General features: G+C 64.1%; 21 protein-coding genes. 10 read left to right on the top strand and 11 right to left on the bottom strand.

From position 1 onward, the window contains the following. Positions 1 to 579 (top strand): aspartate-semialdehyde dehydrogenase (locus tag FXB41_RS38480; protein ID WP_283843504.1); only part of this gene is annotated, 579 nt, incomplete at its 5' end. Positions 580 to 675: 96 nt separating this feature from the next. Here the strand turns inward: FXB41_RS38480 and queA are convergent. The 5 genes from queA to coaD form a co-directional block, all read right to left on the bottom strand. Beyond that, on the bottom strand, positions 676 to 1,746 hold the full coding sequence (gene queA / locus FXB41_RS38485) for a tRNA preQ1(34) S-adenosylmethionine ribosyltransferase-isomerase QueA (RefSeq protein WP_007590737.1): 1,071 nt from the start codon (positions 1,744 to 1,746) through the stop codon (positions 676 to 678). 141 nt (positions 1,747 to 1,887) lie between these two features. Beyond that, positions 1,888 to 2,352 (bottom strand): peptidylprolyl isomerase, encoded by a 465-nt coding sequence (locus tag FXB41_RS38490; protein WP_007590736.1) that lies wholly within the window; start codon positions 2,350 to 2,352, stop codon positions 1,888 to 1,890. Then, a complete protein-coding gene (locus tag FXB41_RS38495) occupies positions 2,349 to 2,774 on the bottom strand; it encodes a UCP034077 family protein (protein ID WP_007590735.1) in 426 nt (141 codons plus the stop codon). Before FXB41_RS38495 ends, FXB41_RS38490 begins: the two co-directional genes overlap by 4 nt. A gap of 8 nt (positions 2,775 to 2,782) precedes the next feature. Beyond that, the gene (locus FXB41_RS38500; protein ID WP_007590733.1) at positions 2,783 to 3,346 is read right to left on the bottom strand and encodes a peptidylprolyl isomerase; all 564 of its coding nucleotides are present in this window, start codon (positions 3,344 to 3,346) and stop codon (positions 2,783 to 2,785) included. 41 nt (positions 3,347 to 3,387) lie between these two features. Continuing rightward, positions 3,388 to 3,882, bottom strand: coding sequence for a pantetheine-phosphate adenylyltransferase (coaD, locus tag FXB41_RS38505; RefSeq protein WP_007590732.1), 495 nt, complete (start codon positions 3,880 to 3,882; stop codon positions 3,388 to 3,390). A 248-nt stretch (positions 3,883 to 4,130) separates the two neighbouring features. Between coaD and FXB41_RS38510 the strand changes: the two genes are divergently transcribed. Both FXB41_RS38510 and FXB41_RS38515 read left to right on the top strand, forming a co-directional pair. Continuing rightward, complete coding sequence (locus tag FXB41_RS38510) at positions 4,131 to 4,388, top strand: hypothetical protein (protein WP_007590731.1); 258 nt, start codon at positions 4,131 to 4,133, stop codon at positions 4,386 to 4,388. A gap of 199 nt (positions 4,389 to 4,587) precedes the next feature. Continuing rightward, complete coding sequence (locus FXB41_RS38515) at positions 4,588 to 6,441, top strand: potassium transporter Kup (protein ID WP_051058391.1); 1,854 nt, start codon at positions 4,588 to 4,590, stop codon at positions 6,439 to 6,441. A gap of 137 nt (positions 6,442 to 6,578) precedes the next feature. Here FXB41_RS38515 and gyrA read toward each other — a convergent pair whose 3' ends face one another. Both gyrA and FXB41_RS38525 read right to left on the bottom strand, forming a co-directional pair. Then, complete coding sequence (gyrA, locus tag FXB41_RS38520; protein ID WP_007590727.1) at positions 6,579 to 9,323, bottom strand: DNA gyrase subunit A; 2,745 nt, start codon at positions 9,321 to 9,323, stop codon at positions 6,579 to 6,581. A gap of 372 nt (positions 9,324 to 9,695) precedes the next feature. After that, positions 9,696 to 10,193, bottom strand: coding sequence for a single-stranded DNA-binding protein (locus tag FXB41_RS38525; protein WP_007590726.1), 498 nt, complete (start codon positions 10,191 to 10,193; stop codon positions 9,696 to 9,698). Between the two features lie 459 nt (positions 10,194 to 10,652). On the opposite strand from FXB41_RS38525, the gene FXB41_RS38530 reads away from it, so the two are divergent. From FXB41_RS38530 to FXB41_RS38550, 5 genes are all read left to right on the top strand, one after another. After that, on the top strand, positions 10,653 to 11,435 hold the full coding sequence (locus FXB41_RS38530; protein ID WP_007590725.1) for an outer membrane protein: 783 nt from the start codon (positions 10,653 to 10,655) through the stop codon (positions 11,433 to 11,435). 227 nt (positions 11,436 to 11,662) lie between these two features. Then, positions 11,663 to 12,352 (top strand): outer membrane protein, encoded by a 690-nt coding sequence (locus FXB41_RS38535; RefSeq protein ID WP_035992628.1) that lies wholly within the window; start codon positions 11,663 to 11,665, stop codon positions 12,350 to 12,352. A gap of 278 nt (positions 12,353 to 12,630) precedes the next feature. Beyond that, complete coding sequence (uvrA, locus tag FXB41_RS38540; RefSeq protein WP_219685492.1) at positions 12,631 to 15,612, top strand: excinuclease ABC subunit UvrA; 2,982 nt, start codon at positions 12,631 to 12,633, stop codon at positions 15,610 to 15,612. 47 nt (positions 15,613 to 15,659) lie between these two features. Then, on the top strand, positions 15,660 to 16,223 hold the full coding sequence (locus tag FXB41_RS38545) for a DinB family protein (RefSeq protein ID WP_007590721.1): 564 nt from the start codon (positions 15,660 to 15,662) through the stop codon (positions 16,221 to 16,223). 18 nt (positions 16,224 to 16,241) lie between these two features. Next, positions 16,242 to 16,916, top strand: a complete 675-nt coding sequence (locus FXB41_RS38550; RefSeq protein ID WP_007590720.1) for an HAD family hydrolase — start codon at positions 16,242 to 16,244, stop codon at positions 16,914 to 16,916. A 48-nt stretch (positions 16,917 to 16,964) separates the two neighbouring features. On the opposite strand, the gene FXB41_RS38555 is transcribed toward FXB41_RS38550, so the two are convergent. Together FXB41_RS38555 and FXB41_RS38560 are read right to left on the bottom strand one after the other, a co-directional pair. Further along, positions 16,965 to 17,918 carry a YVTN family beta-propeller repeat protein gene (locus FXB41_RS38555; protein ID WP_007590717.1) on the bottom strand — a complete coding sequence of 318 codons (954 nt, stop codon included), beginning with the start codon at positions 17,916 to 17,918 and terminating at the stop codon, positions 16,965 to 16,967. 2 nt (positions 17,919 to 17,920) lie between these two features. Next, positions 17,921 to 18,502, bottom strand: a complete 582-nt coding sequence (locus FXB41_RS38560) for an SRPBCC family protein (protein WP_007590716.1) — start codon at positions 18,500 to 18,502, stop codon at positions 17,921 to 17,923. 1,158 nt (positions 18,503 to 19,660) lie between these two features. Here FXB41_RS38560 and FXB41_RS38565 point away from each other — a divergent pair. Further along, the gene (locus FXB41_RS38565) at positions 19,661 to 21,733 is read left to right on the top strand and encodes a DUF1217 domain-containing protein (RefSeq protein ID WP_219685493.1); all 2,073 of its coding nucleotides are present in this window, start codon (positions 19,661 to 19,663) and stop codon (positions 21,731 to 21,733) included. 16 nt (positions 21,734 to 21,749) lie between these two features. Here the strand turns inward: FXB41_RS38565 and FXB41_RS38570 are convergent, their stop codons facing one another. Together FXB41_RS38570 and FXB41_RS38575 are read right to left on the bottom strand one after the other, a co-directional pair. Next, positions 21,750 to 22,610: a PCC domain-containing protein gene (locus tag FXB41_RS38570; RefSeq protein ID WP_007590713.1), complete on the bottom strand. Its 861-nt coding sequence runs from the start codon at positions 22,608 to 22,610 to the stop codon at positions 21,750 to 21,752. Between the two features lie 9 nt (positions 22,611 to 22,619). After that, positions 22,620 to 24,227, bottom strand: a complete 1,608-nt coding sequence (locus FXB41_RS38575; RefSeq protein WP_219685494.1) for an acyl-CoA synthetase — start codon at positions 24,225 to 24,227, stop codon at positions 22,620 to 22,622. Between the two features lie 179 nt (positions 24,228 to 24,406). Here FXB41_RS38575 and FXB41_RS38580 point away from each other — a divergent pair, with 179 nt between their 5' ends. After that, positions 24,407 to 24,763, top strand: coding sequence for a hypothetical protein (locus tag FXB41_RS38580; RefSeq protein WP_007590711.1), 357 nt, complete (start codon positions 24,407 to 24,409; stop codon positions 24,761 to 24,763). Positions 24,764 to 24,806 lie beyond the last annotated feature (43 nt).

Genomic DNA, 24,806 nt, shown 5'->3' on the forward strand with positions numbered 1-24,806 from the left:
CGCGTGATCATCTCGACCTACCAGGCCGCCTCCGGCGCCGGCGCCGCCGCCATGGACGAGCTGGTCGAGTCCACCCGCGCCAACCTCAACGGCCAGGTTTATACGCCGAAAGTGATGCCGCATCCCTACGCCTTCAACCTCTTCAACCACAACACGGCGATCGACCCCGACACCGGCTACAACGACGAAGAGACCAAGGTCATCAACGAAACCCGCAAGATCTTCGAGGACGACAAGATCGCGATCGGCGTCACCTGCGTCCGTGTGCCGGTGCTGCGGGCTCATTGCGAAGCCATCACCTTCGAATGCGAGAAGCCGATCAGCGAGGATCAGGTCCGTGCCATCATGGCGCGAGCGCCCGGCGTCAAGGTCGTCGACGACCGTGCCAAGAACTACTTCCCGATGCCGATCGACGCCACGGGCCAGGACGACGTCCTGGTCGGCCGCATCCGCAAGGACCTCAGCGACCCCTCCGGGCATTCGATCTCGATGTTCGTGGCAGCGGACCAGTTGCTCAAGGGCGCTGCGCTCAATGCAGTGCAGATCGCGGAGCTCTTGCCGCAGCGGGTGATGGCGTAACGGGAGGTGCGTAGGGTGGGTTAGCGACAGCGTAACCCACCACTGTCTCTACCGCGTAAACAGAAGCGGTGGGTTACGCCTTACGGCTAACCCACCCTACGGCGCCCGAAACAACAAACACGCATCGCCATAGGAATAGAACCGATAGCCGGTCGCGATCGCATGCGCATAGGCCTGCCGCATCGCATCGAGCCCGGAGAACGCCGACACCAGCATGAACAGTGTCGACTTCGGCAAATGGAAATTGGTCAGCAGAACATCGACGGCGCGGAAGCGATAGCCCGGGGTGATGAAGATCGACGTCTCGGCGGCGAACGGCTCAAGGGTGCCGTCCTCGCTGGCTGCGCTTTCGAGCAGGCGCAACGACGTGGTGCCAACCGCGATGATGCGGCCGCCGGTCTTGCGCGCGGTGTTGAGCCGCTCCGCCGTCTCGGCCGAGAGCGTGCCCCACTCGGCGTGCATCTTGTGGCCTTCGGTGTCGTCCACTTTCACCGGCAGGAAGGTCCCTGCCCCGACATGCAGCGTGACGCGGTTGATGCCGACGCCGCGCGCGTGCAGCGCCTGCTCCAGCGCGGGCGTGAAATGCAGGCCGGCTGTCGGCGCGGCAACGGCGCCTTCGTTCGCCGCGAACATGGTCTGGTAGTCGGCGAGATCCTGATCGTCGGGCGTGCGTTTCGAGGCGATGTAGGGTGGCAGCGGCGGGCTGCCGAGATCGGCGATGGCCTGATCCAGCGTCGGACCGTGGAACGAAAATGACAGCGTCACCTCGCCTTCCGCGCCCTTGGCCTCGACCTCGGCGTCGAGATGGCCAAGCAGGCAGACCTTGCCCTCATTGCCGAAGCGGATGCGGTCGCCGGCTGCGAGTTTCTTGGCGGGCTTCACCAGCGCCTGCCAGCGCGAGCCGTCGAGGCGCTTGATCAGCGTCGCCTCGATCTTCGGCTCGGTCTCGCGGCCGATGCGACGGCCCTTCAATTGCGCCGCGATCACCTTGGTGTCGTTGACGACGAGCTGGTCGCCCGGCTTCAGCCATTGCGGCAGATCGGCGATGACCTGGTCGCGGAGCGTGCCGGGATCGACGACCAGCATCTTCGCGGAGTCGCGCGGGCTCGCCGGGCGCAATGCGATGCGCTCGGCGGGCAGGTCGAAATCGAAGAGATCGGTGCGCATCTCGGGCTCACGGCCGTACAGTCACTCCTCATCCTGAGGAGCGCGGAACGCGCATCTCGAAGGATGAAGGCCCTGCTGCTGCAGCTCGGCCTTCATGGTTCGAGACGGCGCTACGCGCCTCCTCACCATGAGGAGAAACGCCTACTCCGCGTCAGCCGCCATCCGCGCCTTGACGATCTTGTCGGGGTTCTGCACGGGTTCGCCGCGCTTGATCTTGTCGACGTTCTCCATGCCCTCGGTAACCTTGCCCCACACCGTGTACTGGTTGTCGAGGAAGCGGGCGTCGTCGAACACGATAAAGAACTGGCTATCGCCGGAATCCGGGCTGGCGGCGCGCGCCATCGAGGTGGTGCCGCGCACATGCGGCTCCTTGTTGAACTCGGCCTTCAGCTTCTTGCCGGAGCCGCCGGTGCCGGTGCCCTGCGGGCAGCCGGTCTGCGCCATGAAGCCGTCGATCACGCGATGGAACACGATGCCGTCGTAGAAGCCCTCGCGCACGAGCTCCTTGATGCGCGCGACGTGGCCGGGCGCCAGATCAGGCCGCATCTCGATGGTAACGGGGCCCTGGGTGGTCTCGAGGATCAGTGTGTTTTCGGTGGCGCTCATGCTCGTCTCTCTTGGGTTGGGGGTGAAGTCCTGTCAGGTGAAGATTTGCGGTTGCGAAACTGGATCGCGAATGGACGCCCTGCAGCGGCGCCGGCCATCGCATCGGTAAATGGCATCGGCGTGCAACGTTGCAATGCCTCCATCACCGCGACCCGGTATTGCAGCCGGTCCTCGTCGGAAGCCTCCGCGGATTCATAGGTAATCCTCGGGTGGCCCAGAATGTTTCCAGCCCGGTTAAAGCTCACGACGACGGTGATGTCGATCGGGCGGGCCTTGGCGGCGGGCGGCGGCTTCCAGCAGGTGCGCAGATGCCGGAAGATGTCCTGGATGGTGTTGACCTGTGCGTCCTCGGCGATTGCGCCGGGGACGCCGAGCAGCAGCACCGCGGCAACCAGCAGGAGCTTGCCACAGGCGCGCGCCATCGCCTCTCCTACTTGATGTCGGAAGCGACCTGCACCTTCACCATCTTGTCGGGATCGGTGACGGTGCCGCCGCTTGATCCGGGAGGCGCCTTCTTCAGCTTGTCGACGACGTCCATGCCCTGCACGACCTCGCCGATCACGGTGTACTGGTTGTCGAGGCTGCCGCCGTCGGCGAACATGATGAAGAACTGCGAATTGGCGGTGTCGACGCTGTCGCCGCGCCGGGCCATGCCGACGATGCCACGCGCAAAATGCACCTTGGAGAATTCCTGCTTCAGGTTCGGATATTTCGAGCCGCCGGTGCCGTTGAAGTTCTGACCGTCGCCGGTCTGCGCCATGAAGCCGTCCATGACGCGGTGGAACGGCACATTGTTGTAATAGCCCTCGCGCGCGAGCTGTTTGATGCGTTCGGCGTGCTGGGGCGCGAGGTCCGGCCTGAGCTTGATGACGATGCGGCCCTTGGTGGAGTCGATGACGATGGCGTTGGCCTTGTCGAGGCCGGCCGGCAAGGCTTGCGCGAAGGCCGGCACCGCGAACAGAACCGCGGCAAGAACTGCGAGAATTCGGATCATGATAACTCCGGATCAGAGATGAGAAAGGAAACGCGCCGTTATCAGGCGAATTTTGCCTTGAGCTGGGCCGCAACCAGCGGCGGGACGAAGGCCGAGACGTCCCCGCCCATGGCAGCGATCTGGCGCACCAAAGTGGCGGTGATCGGGCGGACCATGGGAGAAGCCGGCAGGAAGACCGTATGCACCTCGGGCGCCATGGCCTCGTTCATGCCGGCGAGCTGCATCTCGTAGTCGAGATCGGTGCCGTCGCGCAGGCCCCGAATCATGATCGTCGCACCGTACTTGCGCGCCGATGTCACCGACAGGTCGTCAAACGTCACCGCTTCGAGCACGCAGCCGGCCTGGGCCGCCACCGGCCCGCAGACGTCATGGAGCATCTTCAACCGCTCCTCGGTCGAGAACAGCGGCTTCTTGCCGGGATGCACCCCGATCGCCACAACGAGCCTGTCGCACAGCGACACGCTGTGCCGGACCACGTCCAGATGGCCGTTGGTGATGGGGTCGAAGGAACCTGGATAGAAGGCAATGCGCGGCATGGCCAACGTCCTACCGCGCCCGGCCCGGCCCGGCAAGCCGGTCAGGTTCCCTGGCGGTTTTTCCGCAAAACCGTGTCGGAATGGGCCGAATTGTTTCGTCCTGAGGGCGGCCACGAAACAAAACGGAGCGCGAACGAAACCATTTCCCGGGTTCGCGAAGACGTCCGGAAACTGGCCATGGTTACTAATCCGGCCAACGAACGACGGGCCGCACACTGGGCGTAGCGGCCGCATCACAGGGGACTGTCATGATCAAAGCTCTTTCGGCGATCGCCATCTCTGGGTGTGTTGCTGCCGCTCTCACCCTCCTGCCCGGCTTCGCCCCCACCGTCGAAGCGAGCGTGCCGCAACCGCTCGCCAAGAGCGACCGGCTCGACATCCGCACCATCGGCAAGGACTGCTCGCAGCAGGCCTGGCCGAATTTCGAGGCGTCCTGCCTTCGCCAGGCCGGCACCAAAGCCGACATCCGCGAGGCTCGCCTCGTGACCGCAAACCGCACTCCGTAGCGGCGTCTGTCAGTTTCGCGTCAGGTAGCGACAAATCCCATAGATAAACCCCATGGATATTTGCGACGTCCCGTCGCAGACTGCCCGATGCTCGCGCCCGCCGGAATGACCCGTCGGCCGCGATCCCATCGAGGGGTCGCCATTGTCCAGTACGCCTGCAGTCGCCTCCGGCCATCAACCTGATCCACTGCCGCTTGCAATGACCATGGGCGCCCTCGGGGTGGTCTATGGCGATATCGGCACCAGTCCCCTCTACGCCCTCAAGGAAGCCGCCAAGGCCGCCGCCCACGGCGGCACATTGACGAACGATGCCGTTCTGGGCGTTGCCTCGTTGATCCTCTGGGCGCTGTTGCTGATCATCTCGCTGAAATATGCGCTGTTGATTTTGCGCGCTGACAACCGCGGCGAAGGCGGCATCGTCGCCCTGCTGGCCTTGCTGCATGCCCGCAACGCCCAACCCGGTACTTGGCGCGCGCATCTGCTGGTCGTCGGCCTCGTCGGCGCCGCCCTGCTCTACGGCGACGGGGCGATCACGCCGGCGATCTCGGTGCTGTCAGCCATCGAAGGTCTGAAGGTCGACGCACCCTCGCTCGCGCCGGCGGTGGTGCCCGTGACCGTCGTCATCCTGATCGGACTGTTCATGATGCAGAAACAGGGCACCGGCTTCATCGGCCGCATCTTCGGACCGGTGATGCTGGCCTGGTTCTTCGTGCTGGCAGCGCTCGGCATCCACGGCATCGTCAAGGCGCCGGCGGTGCTGGCGGCGCTGAGCCCGCTCTATGCGTTCGACTTCCTGATCCACCAGGATTTTCATGTCTCCTTCGCGATCCTGGGGGCCGCCTTCCTCGCGGTGACCGGCGGCGAAGCCATGTATGCTGACATGGGGCATTTCGGCCGCCTGCCGATCCGGCTGGCCTGGTTCGCGATCTGCCTGCCCGCGCTGGTGCTGAACTATTTCGGCCAGGCCGCGCTGCTGATCACCGACCCCTCCATGATCGAGAATCCGTTCTTCCAACTCTGCCCCGACGCCCTGCACTATCCGCTGGTCGCGTTCTCGGCGGTCGCGACCGTGATCGCCTCGCAGGCCATCATCTCGGGCGTGTTCTCGCTGACGCAGCAGTCGATTCAGCTCGGTTTCCTGCCGCGCATGCAGATCCGTCACACCACGAGCGCAGCGATCGGCCAGATCTACGTGCCGTTGGTGAACTGGCTGCTCGCCGCCGCAACGCTCGGCGCCGTGCTGAGCTTCGGCAGCTCGGAGGCGCTGGCCGGCGCCTACGGCATCGCGGTGTCGCTGTTGATGGCGATCACCACGCTGCTCGCTGCCCTGGTCGCGATCCAGTGGGGCTATTCGCCGTGGCTGGTGGTGGCCGTGAACGGCTTCTTCTTCGTGATCGACGTGATCTTCTTCTCGGCCAATTCGATCAAGCTGTTCGAGGGCGGCTGGTTTCCGCTGATGCTCGCGGGCTTCGTCGCTTTCCTGATGCTGACCTGGCGCAGCGGCGTGAAGCTCGTCGAAGCGGCACGCGCGAAGCTGCGCCAGCCCGAGGAGGATCTGATCGAAACCGCGGTCAACAAGTGCAGCGCCAGGCTGCCCGGCACCGCCGTGTTCCTGGCGTCGGCGCCGCGCGGCGTGCCGCTGGCGCTGACCCAGTTCGTCAAGCACAACCACGTGCTGCACGAGCGCATCGTCCTGGTCACCGTGCTGATCGAGGAGCTTCCTCACATCGACGACGAAGACCGCATCGAGGTGATCGAAATCATTCCCGGCATTACCCGCGTCGTTCTGCATTACGGGTTCATGCAGAACCCGACGATCTACGAAGGGCTGACCTTCGCCTGCCGCCACGGCAAGCTGCCCGGCATCGACCTCTCCGACATCACCTATTACGTCGGCCGCGAGACCATCATCCCGCGCGAGGACGTGCCGGGCATGTGGGTCTGGCGCGAAACCGTGTTCGCCTTCCTGCAGCGCAACGCCGAACGCTCCGCCGCGTTCTTCGGCGTGCCGACCAAGCAGGTGGTGGAGTTCGGCACGGAGCTGGAGATTTAGCGCAATTCGTAGCCCGGATGGAGCGACTTGTCCGCCGTAGCTCGGAGAGCGAAGGCGGAAGTGCAATCCGGGACAGCCGTTCGAATGAAGAACCCGGATTTCGCTTGCGCTCCATCCGGGCTACGAGGGGTGACGCATCACTCCCCGTTCGACTCCCCATTCGCCCCGTTTCCGCTCTCGGCCTCTTCCGTGATGTGCTCGACCGAGACGACGTGTTCGTCCTCGGCGGTGTCGAACACGATCACGCCCTGGGTTGAGCGGCCGGCCACGCGGATGCCTTCGACCGGGCAGCGGATCAGCTGGCCCTTGTCGGTGACCAGCATGATTTGATCGGCGTCTTCCACGGGGAACGACGCCACCAGGTTGCCGTTGCGGTTGTTGACGCTCATGGCCACGATGCCTTTGCCGCCGCGGCCCGTGGTGCGGTACTCGTAGGACGAGGTCCGCTTGCCGTAGCCGTTGACGGAGACGGTCAGCACGACCTGCTCGGCCGCCGACATTTCGACATAGCGCTCCTGAGCCAGCTGGAAGCTGCCGGAGGTCTCCTCGGCCTCGGCGTCCGCCGCCGGCTCCTCGGCCGCAGCTTCGCCGGCAACCGCACGACGCATCTTCAGATACGCCGAGCGCTCGTCGGACGTCGTCTCGACGTGGCGCAGGATCGCTAGCGAAATCACCTTGTCGCCCTCGGCAAGCGCAATGCCGCGCACGCCCATCGAGGTGCGCCCGGTGAACACGCGCACGTCGGTCACGGGGAAGCGGATGCACTGGCCGCCGGCGCCGGTCAAAAGCACGTCGTCGTGCTCGGTGCAGATCTGCACGTCGACGATAGCTTCGTTGTCGTCGAGCTTCATCGCGATGATGCCGGAGCGGCGGACGTCGACGAAGTCGGACAGCTTGTTGCGCCGGACGTTGCCGCCTGTCGTGGCGAACATCACGTCGAGATTGCCCCAGGTGGACTCGTCCTCCGGCAGCGGCATGATGGTGGTGATGCGCTCGCCCTGCTCCAGCGGCAGGATGTTGATCAGCGCCTTGCCGCGCGCGTTCGGCGCGGCCATCGGCAGGCGCCAGACCTTGATCTTGTAGACCTGGCCGCGCGAGGAGAAGAACAGCATCGGAGTATGCGTGGACGCCACGAACAGCCGGCTGACAAAATCCTCGTCGCGGGTCTGCATGCCGGCGCGGCCCTTGCCGCCGCGGCGCTGGGCACGGTAGGCCGACAGCGGCACGCGCTTGACGTAGCCGGCGTGCGAGACGGTGACGACCATGTCCTCGCGCTGGATCAGGTCCTCGTCCTCGACCTCGCCTTCCTGCTCGATGATGACGGTGCGGCGCGGGGTCGCGAACTCGGCCTTCACCTCGGCGAGCTCGGACTTGATGATTTCAAGCACGCGGTCGCGCGAGCGCAGGATGTCGAGATAGTCGGCGATTTCGCCGGCGAGCTTGTCGAGTTCCTCGCGGATTTCGTCACGGCCGAGTGCGGTGAGGCGTTGCAGGCGCAAATCGAGAATGGCCCTCGCCTGCTCCATCGACAGCCGGATCGTACCGTTCTCGCTGATGCGGTGGCGCGGATCGTCGATCAGCGTCAGCATGTCCTCGACGTCCCGGGCCGGCCAGTCGCGCGACATCAGGGTGTCGCGGGCGGTGGTCGGGTCGGGCGAGGTCCGGATGACGCGGATCATCTCGTCGATATTGGCGACCGCGATCGCCAGACCGACCAGGATATGGGCGCGATCACGGGCCTTGGCGAGCAGGAACTTGGTGCGCCGCGTGACGACGCGCTCGCGGAAGTCGACGAAGATCGCCAGCAGGTCCTTCAGATGCATGATCCGCGGACGGCCGCTGTCGAGCGCCACCATGTTGACGCCGAAGCTCGTCTGCAGCGGCGTGAACCTGTAGAGCTGATTCAGCACCACATCCGGCACGGCGTCGCGCTTCAGTTCGATGACGACGCGGTAGCCGTCGCGATCCGATTCGTCGCGCAGGTCGCCGATGCCTTCGATCTTCTTTTCCTTGACCAGCTCGGCGATGCGCTCGACCATCGTCGCCTTGTTCACCTGGTAGGGAATCTCGCTGATGATGATCGCCTCGCGCTCCTTGCGGATGGTCTCGATCGCGACCTTGCCGCGCATCATGACCGAGCCGCGCCCGAGGTGATAGGCGGCGCGGATGCCCTGCCGTCCGAGGATGACGCCGCCGGTCGGGAAATCCGGTCCCGGCACGATGTTGATGAGCTCGTCGATGGTGAGCGCGGGGTTGTCGATCAGCGCGACGCAGGCGTCGATGACTTCGCCGAGATTGTGCGGCGGGATGTTGGTCGCCATGCCGACTGCGATGCCGCCGGCGCCGTTGACGAGCAGGTTCGGGAACTTGGCCGGCAAGACCGACGGTTCGGTCTCGTTGTTGTCGTAGTTCGGCTGGAAGTCGACCGTGTCCTTGTCGATGTCGGCCAGCAGAGCCAGCGCCACCTTCGTCAATCGGGCTTCAGTATAACGATAGGCAGCCGGAGGATCGCCGTCGACCGAGCCGAAATTGCCCTGACCGTCGATCAGCGGCACGCGCATGGAGAAGTCCTGCGCCATCCGGACCATGGCGTCGTAGATCGACTGGTCGCCATGCGGATGATATTTACCGATGACGTCACCGACCACGCGGGCGGACTTGACGTACTTCTTGTCCGGCGTGTGCCCCTGCTCGTTCATCGAGTACAGGATGCGCCGATGCACCGGCTTCAGGCCGTCGCGGGCGTCAGGCAGCGCACGCGCCACAATCACGCTCATGGCGTAGTCGAGATAGGACTTCTTCATCTCCTCGAAGATGGAGACGGGGCGAATATCCGAGGGTTGCGCCGGCTGGTCGCCGGGCTTGTCGTCGTCGTCAGCCAAGGGGAAATCCGATGAGGTTTTATCTGGGAATCATATAGCGCATCGAGCCTCTGATAACCACCCTCGCGGGGATCTGGGAAGCGCTTTTTCCGCCTATTTTTCCAACAACTTAAGCCCTTGCGAGCGGTGCCTCGGGCAGCCCCCGCATCGGCCTTGCAAAATCGCCGGTAACACGTGGAAAACCGACCGGCGAGCTTGCCCCGTCAGCGCGTTTGCCAAGCCGCAATCCGAGCTCACCCCAAACATGAAGCGGGCCCGGAAATCCCGAGCCCGTCCTGCCGATTAGTGGGATTTTTTGACACGAGATGAGAAGCGCCGCCCACGCGGCCGGCGCCTCCGCATCGATATGCCTCGTTCTCAGAACGGAATCGCTCAGAACGGGATGTCGTCGTCCATGTCGCTGTTGCGGCCACCGCCGCCGGCGGCAACGGGTCGCCGCGGCGCGCTGCTGACCGGACCGGAGGAGCCGAAATCGCCGCCCGGCTCGTCGCCGAAGCTGCCGCCTCCCCCGCCGCCACTACGGCCGTCCAGCATCGTCAGGGTGGAGTTGAAGCCCTGCAGCACGACTTCGGTCGAGTACTTTTCAACACCGCTCTGGTCGGTCCATTTGCGGGTCTGGAGCGCACCCTCGACGTAAATCTTGGCGCCCTTCTTCAGATACTGTTCGGCGACCTTGCAGAGCCCTTCATTGAAGATCACGACGCGGTGCCACTCGGTCTTTTCCTTGCGCTCGCCGGTCGCCTTGTCGCGCCAGGTCTCCGAGGTGGCGACGCTCAGATTGGCGATCGGCCGCCCGTCCTGGGTGCGGCGGATTTCAGGATCCTTGCCGAGATTTCCAACCAGAATGACCTTGTTGACGCTTCCCGCCATCTCCGCTCTCCGCTCCGAATGCCACTGAATTCAAGAAGGCCGGTCCGCTCCCCGCGCTCCACCGTGCCTGTTGAGGCGACCCTATACGCTCGCCGAACGCTTGCGGACGACGATCAGTCCGTCGCCCCTCCGGTTATCCCCACATATAGCATCGACCTCCGGCATGTTCCAGATTTGTTCTTGGCGAACTTCCGCATCGAATATGTGGCGTCGATCGGCCAATGTACTGCGGGAAGGCACGCGTCGATTGGAACCTTTGTAGGTTCCCAAAAGCGAAGGAAAGAACTTAACATTCAGCAAGTTGTGGGTCCTCGCACGGCCCCGTTCTTGTTGCATTTCGGAGACGGACTTTGCCGCTCCGCAGAGCTACGGTTTCCTCGGACTTAAATCATATGGGCCCTCGTGCCTGATCAACCGCTTCGGGGAAGAAAGAAGCGGACGAACCTGGGGAGACTGGCAATGAATAAGCTTCTTATTGGTGCAATCAGTGCAGTGGCGATGGGCCTGTCGGCTCCCGCGAGCGCGGCGGATCTTGCCGCGCGTCCCTACACCAAGGCTCCGGCGCCGGCGATTGCCACCATCTACGATTGGAGCGGCTTCTACATCGGCATCAACGGCGGCGGTGGCTCGAGCCACACGTGCTGGGACTTCGTCACGCCCGCGACCGGCGTTTTGGTCGGGGAAGGCTGCCATAACGCGGTCGGCGGCACGGTCGGTGGCCAGATCGGCTATCGCTGGCAGTCCACCAATTGGGTGTTCGGCCTCGAAGGCCAAGGCAACTGGGCCGACTTCCGGGGCGACAACGTGAGCACACTTTTCCCCGGCACCGCCCTGGTCACGGGTGATCGCAACCGTTCCCGCATCGACTCTTTCGGGCTCATCACCGGTCAGATCGGTTACGCCTGGAACAACGTGCTGCTTTACGTGAAGGGCGGCGCCGCCGTCGTCGGCGACAAATACGACATCTACGCTGCGGCGGGCACGCCCGGCGCGGGCGCGCTGCTGGCCTCGGCGCGGGAGACTCGCTGGGGTGGCACGGTCGGGGCCGGTCTGGAGTTCGGCTTCGCTCCCAACTGGTCGCTGGGCTTTGAATACGACCACATCTTCCTTGGCGATCGCACGATCGGCTTCACAACGCCCGCGGGTGCGGTTTTCGGCAGCGACCGGATTCGCCAGGACGTCGACATGGGCCTCGTCCGCTTGAACTATCGCTGGGGCGGTCCGGTCATCGCAAAGTACTGATCGCGCTGGAATAGAGCACTTCGAAGGCCGGCCTCGTGCCGGCCTTTTGCTGTGCGGTTCTGCGATATCAATAGGTCAATAGCCGTTCCGTTTTCCGATCGCTGTTGCTTTTCAGTGACACAACTTGCGGCTTCACCGGTGTATGGACGATATCAGTTGGACCACGGCGTCCGATGCTCTTCCGGAACAGGGAGGGACAACAGAAACTGGGACTGGGATTACTGAAGATGAAAAAGATTTGGTTGGCTTCGGCCTGTTTGTTCGCACTCGCTGCCCCGGCTTCGGCCGCTGATCTGGCGGCGCGCCCCTACACCAAGGCTCCGGTGGCCATGGCTTCGGTCTACAACTGGACCGGCTTCTACCTCGGTATCGTCGGTGGCGGCGCCTGGGAAAATTCCTCGACCGACCCGAAGATGAAGGGCGGCTTCGTCGGCGGTACTGCCGGCTACAACTGGCAGACCGGCAATGTCGTGTTCGGCATCGAGGCCGATGGTTCCTGGGCTGACGTCAGCGCGTCGGTCACCGGCCCCGTTGCCGTCCCCGGCTTCGGCCTCGTCAGCACCACCCTCAGCTCGAAGACCGATGCGATGGGCACCGTGCGCGGCCGCATCGGCTACGCCGTCAACAACGTCCTGTTCTACGGCACCGGTGGTTACGCCTGGATCGACAACAAGCTCAGCATCAGCGCGCTCGGCGTGACCGCTTCCGACAGCAAGTGGCACTCCGGCTGGACCGTCGGTGCGGGCGTCGAAGCGTTCTTCGCTCCGCAGTGGTCGGTCAAGGGCGAGTACCTCTTTCGCAGCCTCGGCGGCGAGACCTACTTCTCGGGCGCCCTGCCCACCGGCACGCTCGAGTTTCACACCGTGCAGGTCGGCGTGAACTATCACTTCGGGGGCCCGATCGTCGCGAAGTACTGATCTTCGCTATCGACGCCATCGTGTTACGAAAGGCCGGCCTCGCGCCGGCCTTTTTGTTTGAACGGGACCGGTCACGCGCAGTTCCGCAAGCCGTGCTCCTGCCAGATGCCGCCAGCGCGCCAACAATCCGTTGACGATTCGCAAACGCCACTGGAAATCCGTCCCTGTTCTTCCTACGTTCGCTTACTTACCCATCGGCGCCGATCCCGGTTCCGGGCGATGCGCGCCTTTCAAGTTGGCGCGATCGTGCGCTTTTGGATTCCCTGAGGACCACCAGGATGGATGAAGTGATCAAGGCGAAGCGCCAACAACAGAACGCGGGAGCACACCTGCGCGCGATTACGATCCGTGGCGCGCGCGAGCACAACCTCAAGAACGTCGACGTCGAAATTCCCCGCGACAAGCTCGTCGTGTTCACGGGGCTGTCAGGCTCCGGCAAATCCTCCCTCGCGTTCGACACCATCTATGCCGAGGGCCAGCGCCGCTACGTCGAATCGCTGTCGGCCTATGCCCGCCAGTTCCTGGAGATGATGCAGAAGCCCGACGTCGACCAGATCGACGGCCTGTCGCCGGCGATCTCGATCGAACAGAAGACGACGTCGAAGAACCCGCGCTCCACCGTCGGCACGGTGACCGAAATCTACGACTATATGCGCCTGCTGTGGGCGCGCGTCGGCGTGCCCTATTCGCCCGCCACCGGCCTGCCGATCGAGAGCCAGACCGTCTCGCAGATGGTCGATCGCGTGCTGGCGCTGCCGGAGAGCTCGCGGCTCTATCTGCTTGCGCCAGTCGTGCGCGGCCGCAAGGGCGAGTACCGCAAAGAGCTCGCCGAATGGCTCAAGAAGGGCTTTCAGCGCGTCAAGATCGACGGCGCCTTCCATGAGCTCGCGGAAGCGCCTGTTCTCGACAAGAAATTCCCGCACGATATCGACGTCGTCGTCGATCGTATCGTGGTGCGCCCCGACATCGGCCAACGCCTCGCCGAAAGCTTCGAGACCGCGCTCAAGCTCGCCGAGGGCCTCGCCGTCATCGAATTCGCGGACGCGCCGGCTGCAGCAGCCCCCGCGGAAGAGAAAAAGAAGACGGCCAAGATCCACGACAAGAGCGGACCCGAGCGCATGCTGTTCTCGGAAAAGTTCGCCTGCCCTGTCTCCGGCTTCACCATCCCCGAGATCGAGCCCCGGCTGTTCTCGTTCAACAATCCCTATGGCGCCTGCCCCGCCTGCGGCGGCCTCGGCGTCGAGCAGCATGTCGACGAGGACCTCGTCATCCCCGACAAGGAGCTAGCCATCGGCAAGGGCGCGATCGCGCCCTGGGCCAAGTCCTCGTCGCCCTATTACATTCAGACGTTGACTGCGCTCGGCAAGCATTACAAGTTCACGCTGACCACCAAATGGAAGGATCTGCCCAAGAAGACGCAGAACGCGATCCTCCATGGCTCCGGCGAGGACGAGATCAAGTTCTCCTACGAGGACGGCGTCCGTTCCTATGACACCAAGAAGCCGTTCGAGGGCGTCATCACCAACATCAACCGCCGCTATCGCGAGACCGAGAGCGAGTGGGCGCGCGAGGAGCTGGCGAAGTACTTCCACGACGTGCCCTGCGAGGCGTGCCACGGCTTTCGGCTCAAGCCCGAGGCGCTCTGCGTCAAGATCGGCGGCAAGCATATCGGCGACATCTCCGAGATGTCAGTGAAGGGCGCCGGCGCGTGGTTCGAGACCGTGCCGGAGGCGCTGAACACCCAGCAGAACGAGATCGCCGGCCGCATCCTCAAGGAGATCCGCGAGCGCCTCACCTTCCTGCTCGACGTCGGCCTCAACTATCTCACGCTGTCCCGCTCCTCCGGCACGCTCTCCGGCGGCGAGAGCCAGCGCATCCGCCTGGCCTCGCAGATCGGCTCGGGCCTGACAGGTGTGCTCTATGTGCTCGACGAACCCTCGATCGGCTTGCACCAGCGCGACAACGCGCGCCTGCTCGACACGCTCAAGAGACTTCGCGACCTCGGCAACACCGTGATCGTGGTCGAGCATGACGAGGACGCGATCCTGCTCGCCGACCACGTGCTCGACATCGGCCCCGGTGCCGGCATGCATGGCGGCAACATCATCGCCGAAGGCACGCCCGCCGAGATCATGCGCAACCCCAACTCGCTGACCGGCAAATATCTGACCGGCGAGCTTGAGGTCGAGGTGCCGGAGCGGCGCCCGCCGAACCATCGCCGCACCATCAAGGTGGTCAATGCGCGCGGCAATAACCTCAAGAACGTCACGGCCGAAATCCCGCTCGGCCTGTTCACCTGCGTTACCGGCGTCTCCGGCGGCGGCAAGTCGACGCTGCTGATCGACACGCTGTACAAGGCGATCGCCCGCAAGCTGAACAACGCCAGCGAGGGCGCCGCGCCGCACGACCGCATCGAGGGCCTCGAGCACATCGACAAGATCATCGACATCGACCAGTCGCCGATCGGCCGCACGCCACGCTCCAATCCCGCGACCTATACCGGTGCCTTCACGCCGATCCGCGAATGGTTCGCCGGCCTGCCCGAGTCGAAGGCGCGCGGCTACGAACCCGGCCGCTTCTCCTTCAACGTCAAGGGCGGCCGCTGCGAGGCCTGCCAGGGCGACGGAGTCATCAAGATCGAGATGCACTTCTTGCCCGACGTCTACGTCACCTGCGACGTCTGCAAGGGCAAGCGCTACAACCGCGAGACGCTGGAGGTCCTGTTCAAGGGCAAGAGCATCGCCGACGTGCTCGACATGACCGTCGAGGAAGCGGCCGAGTTCTTCAAGGCGGTCCCGCGGGTGCGCGAGACCTTCCAGACGCTGCATCGCGTCGGCCTCGACTACATCCATGTCGGCCAGCAGGCCACGACGCTCTCGGGCGGCGAAGCTCAGCGCGTCAAGCTCGCAAAGGAGCTGTCAAAGCGCGCCACCGGCCGCACGCTCTACATCCTGGACGAGCCGACCACCGGCCTGCATTTCCACGACGTCAAGAAGCTCCTGGAGGTGCTGCACGAGCTGGTCGCGCAGGGCAACACGGTCGTCGTCATCGAGCACAATCTCGAAGTCATCAAGACCGCCGACTGGGTCATCGACCTCGGCCCCGAAGGCGGCGACGGCGGCGGCGAGATCGTCGCCTGGGGCCCCCCGGAAGACATCGCGAAAGCGCCGCGGAGCTACACGGGGAAGTTTTTGGCACCGGTGCTGGCGAAGGCGCGGAAGCCGAAGCGGAGACGCGCGGCGAGCGAGGCGGCGGAGTAGGTTACGCAGCGGGAGCGTGCCGACACATTGTCTGAGGGAGGTCGCTTTTGCCTGCAGGACTTCTGCAAACCTATCGTGCGTTCGCCCACAATAATGCTTGGGCGAACCACCGGCTGCTCACTGCTTGCGCCGCGCTGTCTCAGGCTGACTTCGAAGCCGCACGAACCGGCTTCTTTCCAAGCCTGCAGCGCACGCTCAACCACATCCATGTCATAGACCTCTTCTATGTCGATGCGCTGGAGGGCGGATGGCTGGGACCGGCGGCTTGGAAGAACCAGGTGCCCCACCTTTCACTTGCCGCGCTGAAGCCCGAGCAAGCCGCGATCGACAAGCGCTTGATTGCCGTCTGCGATGGACTGACGCCCGAGCTTCTCGACGGTCTCGTGCGGATCAACCGCGACACCCGCGTGCAGATCGAACGTCGCGACCGGCTGCTCATGCATCTGTTCCAGCATCAAATTCATCATCGCGGACAAGCCCACGCGATGCTTTCCGAAACGCACGTTACCCCGCCCCAGCTAGACGAGTTCTTCGCCGAGGGAGAGGCGCCGCTCAGGGCCACCGAATTCGACCAACTCGGATGGACCGAGGAAGCGGTGTGGAAAGCCTAGCGGTGTAGCTTCGTCTCCATGCCCTACTCCCTCGCCATCTTCGATCTCGACGGCACGCTGGCTGACAGCTTCCCGTGGTTCCTGCGCACCATCAACGACGTCGCCGACCGCTTCGGCTTCCGCCGCGTCGCCGATGAGGATGTCGAGGGGCTGCGGCATGCTTCGTCGCGCGAGATTCTCAGCCGGCTCGAGGTGCCCTTGTGGAAGCTGCCGGCGATCGCGCGGCATGCGCGGCGGCTGAAGGCTGAGGCGGCCGCCGAGATTTCGCTGTTTTCGGGCGTCGAGACGATGCTGAAAACACTGGCCGGTAACGGCGTGCAGCTCGCACTGGTGACATCGGACAGCGAAGCGAATGCGCGCGAAAAACTCGGCGAGGCCGCCGCGCTGTTCGCGCATTTCGACTGCGCCGCGTCGATCTTTGGCAAGCCTTCGAAATTCCGACGGGTCATCCGCCGCGCCGGCGTGGAGCCGGGCAAGGTCATCGCGATCGGCGACGAGGTGCGCGATATCGAGGCGGCGCGGGCCGTGGGGATCGCCTGCGGCGCGGTGGGCTGGGGTTATGCGGCGCCGGCGGCGCTGCGGGCGCAGGCGCCGGATCACATGTTTGAGCAGATGGATGAGATTGTATGGACGCTGTGCCCCGGTGCAGTAGCCCGGATGAGCGAAGCGATATCCGGGAACGGCGGTGGATGAGGAGAGCCTGTCCCGCAAGTCGCTCCGCTCATGCGGGCTACGACGCCCCTACTCCGTCCTGCGCAAAAACGCCCCGAACGCGCGCGGGCCGTCGCCGGTCTTGACTTCGCCGATCACCTTTAGCTCGACCGCGTCGATGATGTCGAGCGTGTTGCTCTCCCAGCAGGCGACGATGATGCGCTTGCCGTCGGCGGTCGCGGCGATGCCTTCGGGATAATCGCCGACATTGATGCGTTTGATCGGCTTCAAGGTCGCCAGATCGAACACGCTGACAGTGCCGCCATATTGGTCGGTGACGAAGCCGCGGCCCTGCGCCAGCGCCACCGCATAGGGGCGCATCCCGACCGGCACGCGGCCGGTCTCGGACCCAGCGGCGATGTCGATCACGGAGACGTCGTTGGAGCCGACATTGGCGGTGTAGGCCCGCTTGCCTTCGGCATCGATGGTGACGCCGAACGGACGGGTGCCGACCTTGATGGTCGCCTTGCGCTGGCGGGTCGCGATGTCCACCACCGAGACGCTGTCGTCGTCGCGGTCGGCCGAGAGCAGCAGCTTGCCGTCTGGCGTCACTGCGAGCCCCGACGGCGAGGCGCCGACCGCGATGCTGGCCGTGACGCTGCGGCTCGCAGCGTCGATCACCCGCACGGCGGCTGCGTACCAGTCCGCGACATAGACGGTGCGGCCATCCGGCGCGACGGCAATGCCAAGCGGCCCGCCGCCGACCTCGATCCGCCCTGCAATCTGCCGCGTTGCTGCGTCCACCACCGTTACGGCCTTGGCGTCCGGGCTCGTGACATAGGCAAAGCGCCCGTCCGCGCTAACGGCCACGCCCGCCGGCTTGCCGCCGATCGGGATGGTCGCGACGCTGCGCGCGGTGGCGAGGTCCACCACCATCAAATCGTCGCTGAGCTGGTTGGTCACGAACGCCTCGTCGGCGCACGCGCTGCCGAGAGCGGCACGGTAAAGGCTGGCAGCGAGCGCCGCCAGGACCAACGCCCGCACGGTCAGCTTCCGCTCTCGATCTTCTTCTTCAACGACTCGAGGCCGGCCTTGTAGAGCCCGCTCACCGCAGTCTTAGCCGCCTCGTCGCTCAGCTCCGGCGGCGGATCGTTGTTGGGAAAGCCGCGGTAGAACGCGCCGGCCCATTCCAGGGTCGAGGCCTTGCCGTCGGCGCTCGGCGTGACGGTGAGCGTCGAGGAATAATTGGTGACCGGCAGCACCTTCACGTCCACATTGGTGATCCGGTAGGAATAGCTCATCGCGGCGGCGTCAAACTTGTAGAGCTCTTCGTCGACGGTCGCGCCTCCCGTCAGCGTCAGCTTCCGCGTCGCGCCGATCTCGTTGCCCTTCTCGCCCTCGGTCTTGGCAACAGGCGGCAGCCAGCTCATGTCCTGGAAATTGCCCATTGCGGCCCACACCTTGGCCGGGGCGGCGGTGATCTCGATGGATTCGCGGACCTTCTGCCGGGTCGGCCCGTGGGCCCAGGCCGATGTCGAAGCCGGGCCAAACGCCGCCGTCAAAGCTGCCGCGCCCGCAGCAGTCAGTACTACGCCCAAGACCGTGCGGCGTCCAATCGTCACCCTCATCTCGTTTCCTCATGCGTCTCATTGATCATGCGCGACTTGATGCGCGCTGGGATCATGGTAGCGCATTTTGCGGCCGAGGGGAGACCCGTTCGTGGCCACGTTGCGGCAGGCGTCCGCGCGCCCCACAACCCCTTGCCGCCCGGCGGGCAAAACACCCGATAAGCGGGTCAACCACGATCGGCAAAAATATTTCTCTTTATCCGTATTTCGGATTATCGTATAGAAAGCCATCCCAACCCGGCCGAGGGGCGGATCGCGATCGTCACGAACGCGGGATGGGACGTGGTGGACGTGGGCCACACCGGCGCGAAGGCTTCGCAGGGCGGGCAACCGTGAACGAAGGCGTCGCGCACACGACCGGTGTGATCCGCGTACGGCAAAATCGTGTGGTCCTGACGCCCGGGGTCTGTGCGTCAAGTCTTGTGGTGATGTGGGCGGCCCGACCGGGCATCCGCATCAGCCATCCGCAAGGCGACGGGGGCAATAGTGCATCGCTCCCCGGGGAGATCACGACATAAGCCGTCAAACCACTGCGCAGGGAAGGCCGTGTGTTGGGCTTCACCTGTATGCCGCTGTGCAGCCTCTTGTAGCGCAACCTTCGCACAGTGGACCGTGGGTGCCAGCCGGCACCCGGCCTTCCCTGCGCCCTCGGCATTTTTGGGGGCAAAGAATGCCGCAAAGCTCGGGCCGCACAGGCCGCGAGAAGGCGAAGGTGCGCGGACTCTGTGGATTGAAATACGAAGATGGATTTTGGGCGCGTGCCCCGGACGCGGCGCAACGCCCCTTCGGCGGTGCGCCGCAGAGCCGGGGCCCACGCAGCGGCAAATGCACGGCTTCTGGGTCCCCGCTCTACGCCGCAACGCTTACGCGTTGCAGCTTGTCCGGGACACGAGCGTGGAACTTTATCTGGCGCGCTGGCGACCGCAACATGCCAAGCACGAAAGCCTCGCGAAAGCTGCATCTGGGAAACAGACAGAAACAAACGGCAACAAAACTCGTCATGCGGCATCGGACGCAAATTGAAATCTCAGTTGTTAACCGGAATCTTCCTGGGAAGACCCAGCTGAGACAGTTTGCCGGCATGAGGCCAGCCCCCATCTCGCGACCCCGCAATGATTGACGGATGTCCGGGACCGTAAGAGCCGCGAGGAGTGCGCGATGGTATCAACGTATTTCAGTTACAGCTACATCACGCGCAATCTCAAGCAGTCCCTGACGCGGGTCGAACAGCAACAGGACGTGGCGCGAGAGGCCGCCTATTACAAAGCCCACATCGGCAAGGTGAAGTCCGTCGACGACTTCATGAAAGACTATCGCCTTTATCATTATGCGACGAAGGCATATGGCCTGGAAGACATGGCCTACGCCAAGGCCTTCATGAAAAAGGTGCTGGAGAGCGACCTCTCCGACGCAAACAGCTTTGTCAACAAGCTGGTCGACAAGCGTTACCGCGAGTTCGCCGCGGCATTTTCCTTCAACGGCAGTGCAACGCCGGTTGCGCAATCGGAGAACCAGACCGACGAGATGATCGGTCTGTACACGGCGACCAGGAAGAGCCAGGTCGATGCACTTACCGGCGACTCCAATTACTACAGCGCCGAAATCGGCAACATCAGCAGTGCAGACCAGCTCCTGAACAACGACCGTCTTCGCAACTATGTCTATTCGGCATACGGAATCGATCAAACCAAGTGGTCGCGTGACACGATAAGCCAGGTCTTGCGCAGCGATCCATCCGATCCCAACAGCTACGTCAACACCACTTTCGCCTCTCAGTTGAGTGGCCTCAACGCCGACCTTGCTCAGGCCCGATCGGATGTCACCGCGGCCAATTCACGGATCGCCGACTACACCACCCAGCTATCGCAGCCGGGCGCGAACGTGACCCAGTTGAACGTGCAGATCCTGGTCGAAAAGCATCATTTGGAGTCATATGCGAGCAGCATTTCCAGCCTCAGCGACCAGATAGGGACGATTGGCGGGTTCGTCGACCTGGCCGGTGCGTTCGAGTTTTCGCCCGACGGGTCGCTTCCGTCAGGCGTGTCCGCGCAGACTGCTGCAAATGTCACCATCACGAAACAGAGGTTCGACGACAGCAAGTCCGCCGTCTATTCGGCGGCAAGCCCGTTGAACGAAGCCTTTGCAATCAGGCAATTCAGAACCGCCATCCTCAAGATCAATTCAGTCCAGGCGTTCGTATCGACACCGGGCGTTTATGATTTTGCGCTGGGAGCCGTCGGCCTCGATCCCGCAAACGTCTCGCCGGCGACTGTCAAGGCCGTGCTCGAAAGCGACATCAACGACCCCAAAAGCTACGTCTATACCCTCAAGGACAATCGATATCTGGAGCTGGCGCGCGCCTTCAACTTCGACGCTAAAGGCAATCTGACGACCCCCTTGGTGGCTCAGGACTCTGCTGAAGTCCTCCAGATCGCCAAGGACTACGTCATTGGAGCGGTGAAGAGCGCAAGCACGGCAACTCCCCAGCAGCAGGCCGCAGTTCGGGCACAGGCCACGAAGGATGCGTCGGAATATCAGCAGGCCATCGCCGGCATCGACAGTGTTTCCGATCTTCTCGCAAACAGGCCGATGGTCGATTTCATTCTCCTGGCCAAGGGTCTGGATCCCAAGAAGGTCAGCACCGATTTTCTCAAGAAGATCTTCGCCTCCGATCTGAACGATCCAAAGAGCTTCGCGAACACCGAGAGCGATCCTCGCTTTGCCGAAATCGCGGCGTCGTTCAATTTCGACAGTCAAGGCAACGTCGCGCGTCTTCCGATGATGGGGCCGCAGAAGCGGGATCAGTTTCGGGAAACACAGGCGAACTATGTCGAGCAAAGCCTGGAGCAGCAGCAAGGCGATGCGAATCCCGGCGTGCGCCTGGCGCTCTATTTCCAGCGAAAGGCGGGGGACATCACATCCGCGTACGACATCCTTGCCGACAAGGCTCTTTCGGAGGTGTTCAGGACCACCTTCGATCTGCCTGACTCGATGGCGGCGATGCCGATCGACCAGCAGGCCAAGTTCGTGGACAGATTCATGAAGATCAAGGACCTGTCCGATCCCGCGAAGGTTACAAAGCTGCTGAACCGTTTCTCCGCCATGTATGACATCAGAAACAGCCAGAGCACCGGTCAGGGTCAATCCCCCCTGCTCAACCTCTTTCAGGGATCCGGTTCGGGGATCAGTGACTCCACATATCTGGCCATTGCCAAGCTACGCACTCACTGACGGTCGCCCGCCGGGACTAGTCCAACACCTCGAGCACCAGCTCCATGGTCATGAGCACGGGATTGTCGCCACGGACCAGACGGCCCTCCGCCATGCCGCCGGTGTAGTCGATCAGGGCGACGTCGAGTGCGGCTTCGAGCGCTCCGGAGGCGCCGGCCGCAATCGTGCCGCCGGTGACCGCAAGCTCGGTCGCGAAGGGCTCGGTCACGCCGCCATGGCTGAAGCGGGCGCCGATGGTCGAGCCGACGCCGCCGTGGATCCTGGCGCGCGCGATGCCTTGCGCGCGGCAGAAGTCTTCGAGACAGATGGCGAAATCCTGATTGGGGCGCAGCCGCAGCGCGAAAGCGCGGCTGGTCGTGCGTGCGCCGGTGCTCGCAGCCGGCACCGGCCCGAACAGCTTGAAGTTGGTCTCGGGATCGGGTTCGGCGGCAAACATCGCACCATCGATGCCGAAGGCCTCGACCTCGAACGGCTCGGCGACGTCAGTCTCGTCCGGCAGCATGTGGCCGCCACTGTCGCGGCCATCGGGCTCCGTCCACAGCCCATGGCAATGAAAGAACGGCGCGCCATCGCGCGTGCCCAGCGTCATGCTGCCGAGCCTGGTGCGCGTCACGCCGCCCGGCCGGAAAGTGTCGCTATAGAACGCGGCGTTCTCGCTGGTCTTCGACAGCGCCGGCATGACATAGGCGAACGGCCCGAGCGCGCCGCGCCCGAAGCTGAGCACGCCGCCGGCGAATCCCTCCGCGGCAAAACCGCGGCGCGCCGCCTCCAACAGCGGCAGACCTGCTCGAAGCGTGAAGGAGAAAGCGCGTCCCCTCGCCTCCACCCATTGGATGCGTTCGGCGACCGGCGCGCCGGGCTGCTTGATGCTGCGCATGACTTTCGCTCAGCCCGCCCGCGTCTTGTCGAGATCGAGCAGCCCGCGCGCCTCGAGCTCGTCGCGAACCATCCGTTTGGGAATCTTGCCGTAGCCGGATTTCGGCAAGGCCTCCCAGAAGAAGAACCGCTTCGGCATCTTGTAGCGCGGCACCTTGGGGCTGAGGAATGCCGCCATCTCCGCTTCGCTCACCGGCTTTGCGCCTTCGCGGGCGACGCAGACGGCAACGCCGACCTCGCCCCAGGTCGCATCGGGCACACCGAGCACCGCGACCTCGCCGACGCAAGGATGGGTCAGGATTTTCTCCTCGATCTCCCGTGGATAGATGTTGGAGCCGCCGGAGATGTACATGTCGGAGGCTCGTCCGGTGATGTAGACGAACCCCTCCTCGTCCATGTGGCCGAGATCGCCAGTGCGGAACCAGCCATTGCGGAACGCCTTCGCATTGGCTTCGGGATTGTCGTAGTAGCCGGCAAGCACGGCGGGGCCGATCACGCAGATCTCCCCGCTCTGGTTGGCGCCGAGTTCGCGGCCCTCGTCGTCCTGGATCGAGACCTGCATGCCGGTACGCTCGAAGCCACAGGTGCCGATCTTCGCGTGCGGCCCGTCCTCGGGATCATGCAGCGCCGCCGGCAGCACGGTGATGTTGCCGGTCACCTCGCCGAGACCGAAATACTGCACGATGACCTTGCCGAGCTTCCTCAGCGCAGCCTTCTGGTCCTCGCGATACATAGGCGCACCCGCATAGATCACCTGGCGCAGCGAGGAATGGTCGTATTTGTCGGCGGCGGGATGCTCGACCATCATCTTCAGAATGGTCGGCACCACGAAGAGATTGCTGACCCGATGCGTCTCGATCAGGCGGAACGCCTCGTCGATATCGAATTTCTCCGTCGGGAGCAGCACGGTGCAAACGCCACGCGCGGTCTGAACCAGCTGATGCACGCCGGCGCCATGCGACAGCGGCGCCACCACCAGCGAAGCATCCGCTTCGGTGACGCCGGGCGTGAGATCGGCGAGATGGTTGGTGACGACAAAACCCATCTGCCCGTGGGTGAGCACCGCAGCCTTGGAGCGGCCGGTGGTCCCCGACGTGAAGAAGAACCAGCAGGGATCGTCGTGCTCGACCGCAACGTTCTCGACCACCGTGCCGGCGCGCGACGCAACGGCATCCGCAACCGACGTCTCGGCAAATGGCGCCCGACCGTCGATGCTCCAGGTGAATTCCAGCGCGCCACCGCTCACGGCCGCGGCGTGTTCAGGAAAATCGACGTGGCACAGAAACGCCTTCGCGCCGGAGGCCTGCGCAAGATAAGTCACCTCGTCCGGCATCAGTCGGAAATTGGTGGGTACCCAGACCGCGCCGAGCCGGAACGCCGCGAACATCGAGAAGAACATCTCGTCGCCGTTCTTGGAATGGACGAGGATGCGGTCGCCCTTGGCGATGCCCCGCGCCGCGAGCGCCGCCGCCAGCGCCGAGACCTGCGCGTCGATCTCCCGCCAGGTCCAGGATCTGTCACCCCAGACGAAACCGGGACGCGCCCTATGCCGCCGCGCATTCTGGGTCAGCATGTGAGCGAGATTCATGACGCGGCGGGACATGCGCAGGGGCTGCATCGGGCTTCCTCTTCGGCGGCGGACGGCACGCAAGCCGCCCGCTCATTGCGGCCCATTTATCGCCATCGCCAGGACCCCTGCAAGGCTGCCGGGCGCAGCGCAGCCTATCCAATCGTTCAGGAAATTTTAAACATGATCGGCGCAACCTCGCTCAGTTCTCGCGTACAGAGTGCCGCATCATGGTCAAAGCGCCCGCCCTCCTCCTGTTGTCGTTGGCGCTTGCCGGATGTGCCGTGGGCCCACAAGCGCACCTCGCCTCCGGTCCCGCCTTCACGCCTGCGCGCTATGCCTGGGACGGCGCTGGCGAAAATCCCAATCACCCGCGCGCTCCCTCAGGACCAGCACGCACGGCCCGATCCGAGCGCAACAGCTCGCAAGCAGGGCTTAAGCCCTACTCGAAGGAATGGTGGCAGGCGCAGGACGGCATCGAGGCGGAACAGGACGCCAGGGTCAACCGTTCCCTCGTCATCTGCCAGGGATGCCTGCGCCCGCAGGCGCAGTCCGAGGATTCCAGGCTCGCCAAGGCGACCGATTGAAACATCCGGACGATCAGGACCTGGTGGAAGTCCGGCCCCGTCG

Source organism: Bradyrhizobium canariense, from assembly GCF_019402665.1.
Taxonomy (GTDB): Bacteria; Pseudomonadota; Alphaproteobacteria; order Rhizobiales; family Xanthobacteraceae; genus Bradyrhizobium; species Bradyrhizobium canariense.

Excerpts from the sequence above, each read along its gene's own strand:
- queA (WP_007590737.1), bottom strand. The coding sequence starts at position 1,746 with ATGCGCACCGATCTCTTCGATTTCGACCTGCCCGCCGAGCGCATCGCA.
- FXB41_RS38490 (WP_007590736.1), bottom strand. The coding sequence starts at position 2,352 with ATGAGCGCCACCGAAAACACACTGATCCTCGAGACCACCCAGGGCCCC.
- FXB41_RS38495 (WP_007590735.1), bottom strand. The coding sequence starts at position 2,774 with ATGGCGCGCGCCTGTGGCAAGCTCCTGCTGGTTGCCGCGGTGCTGCTG.
- FXB41_RS38500 (WP_007590733.1), bottom strand. The coding sequence starts at position 3,346 with ATGATCCGAATTCTCGCAGTTCTTGCCGCGGTTCTGTTCGCGGTGCCG.
- coaD (WP_007590732.1), bottom strand. The coding sequence starts at position 3,882 with ATGCCGCGCATTGCCTTCTATCCAGGTTCCTTCGACCCCATCACCAAC.
- FXB41_RS38510 (WP_007590731.1), top strand. The coding sequence starts at position 4,131 with ATGATCAAAGCTCTTTCGGCGATCGCCATCTCTGGGTGTGTTGCTGCC.
- FXB41_RS38515 (WP_051058391.1), top strand. The coding sequence starts at position 4,588 with ATGACCATGGGCGCCCTCGGGGTGGTCTATGGCGATATCGGCACCAGT.
- FXB41_RS38525 (WP_007590726.1), bottom strand. The coding sequence starts at position 10,193 with ATGGCGGGAAGCGTCAACAAGGTCATTCTGGTTGGAAATCTCGGCAAG.
- FXB41_RS38530 (WP_007590725.1), top strand. The coding sequence starts at position 10,653 with ATGAATAAGCTTCTTATTGGTGCAATCAGTGCAGTGGCGATGGGCCTG.
- FXB41_RS38535 (WP_035992628.1), top strand. The coding sequence starts at position 11,663 with ATGAAAAAGATTTGGTTGGCTTCGGCCTGTTTGTTCGCACTCGCTGCC.
- uvrA (WP_219685492.1), top strand. The coding sequence starts at position 12,631 with ATGGATGAAGTGATCAAGGCGAAGCGCCAACAACAGAACGCGGGAGCA.
- FXB41_RS38550 (WP_007590720.1), top strand. The coding sequence starts at position 16,242 with ATGCCCTACTCCCTCGCCATCTTCGATCTCGACGGCACGCTGGCTGAC.
- FXB41_RS38560 (WP_007590716.1), bottom strand. The coding sequence starts at position 18,502 with ATGAGGGTGACGATTGGACGCCGCACGGTCTTGGGCGTAGTACTGACT.
- FXB41_RS38565 (WP_219685493.1), top strand. The coding sequence starts at position 19,661 with ATGGTATCAACGTATTTCAGTTACAGCTACATCACGCGCAATCTCAAG.
- FXB41_RS38570 (WP_007590713.1), bottom strand. The coding sequence starts at position 22,610 with ATGCGCAGCATCAAGCAGCCCGGCGCGCCGGTCGCCGAACGCATCCAA.
- FXB41_RS38575 (WP_219685494.1), bottom strand. The coding sequence starts at position 24,227 with ATGCAGCCCCTGCGCATGTCCCGCCGCGTCATGAATCTCGCTCACATG.
- FXB41_RS38580 (WP_007590711.1), top strand. The coding sequence starts at position 24,407 with ATGGTCAAAGCGCCCGCCCTCCTCCTGTTGTCGTTGGCGCTTGCCGGA.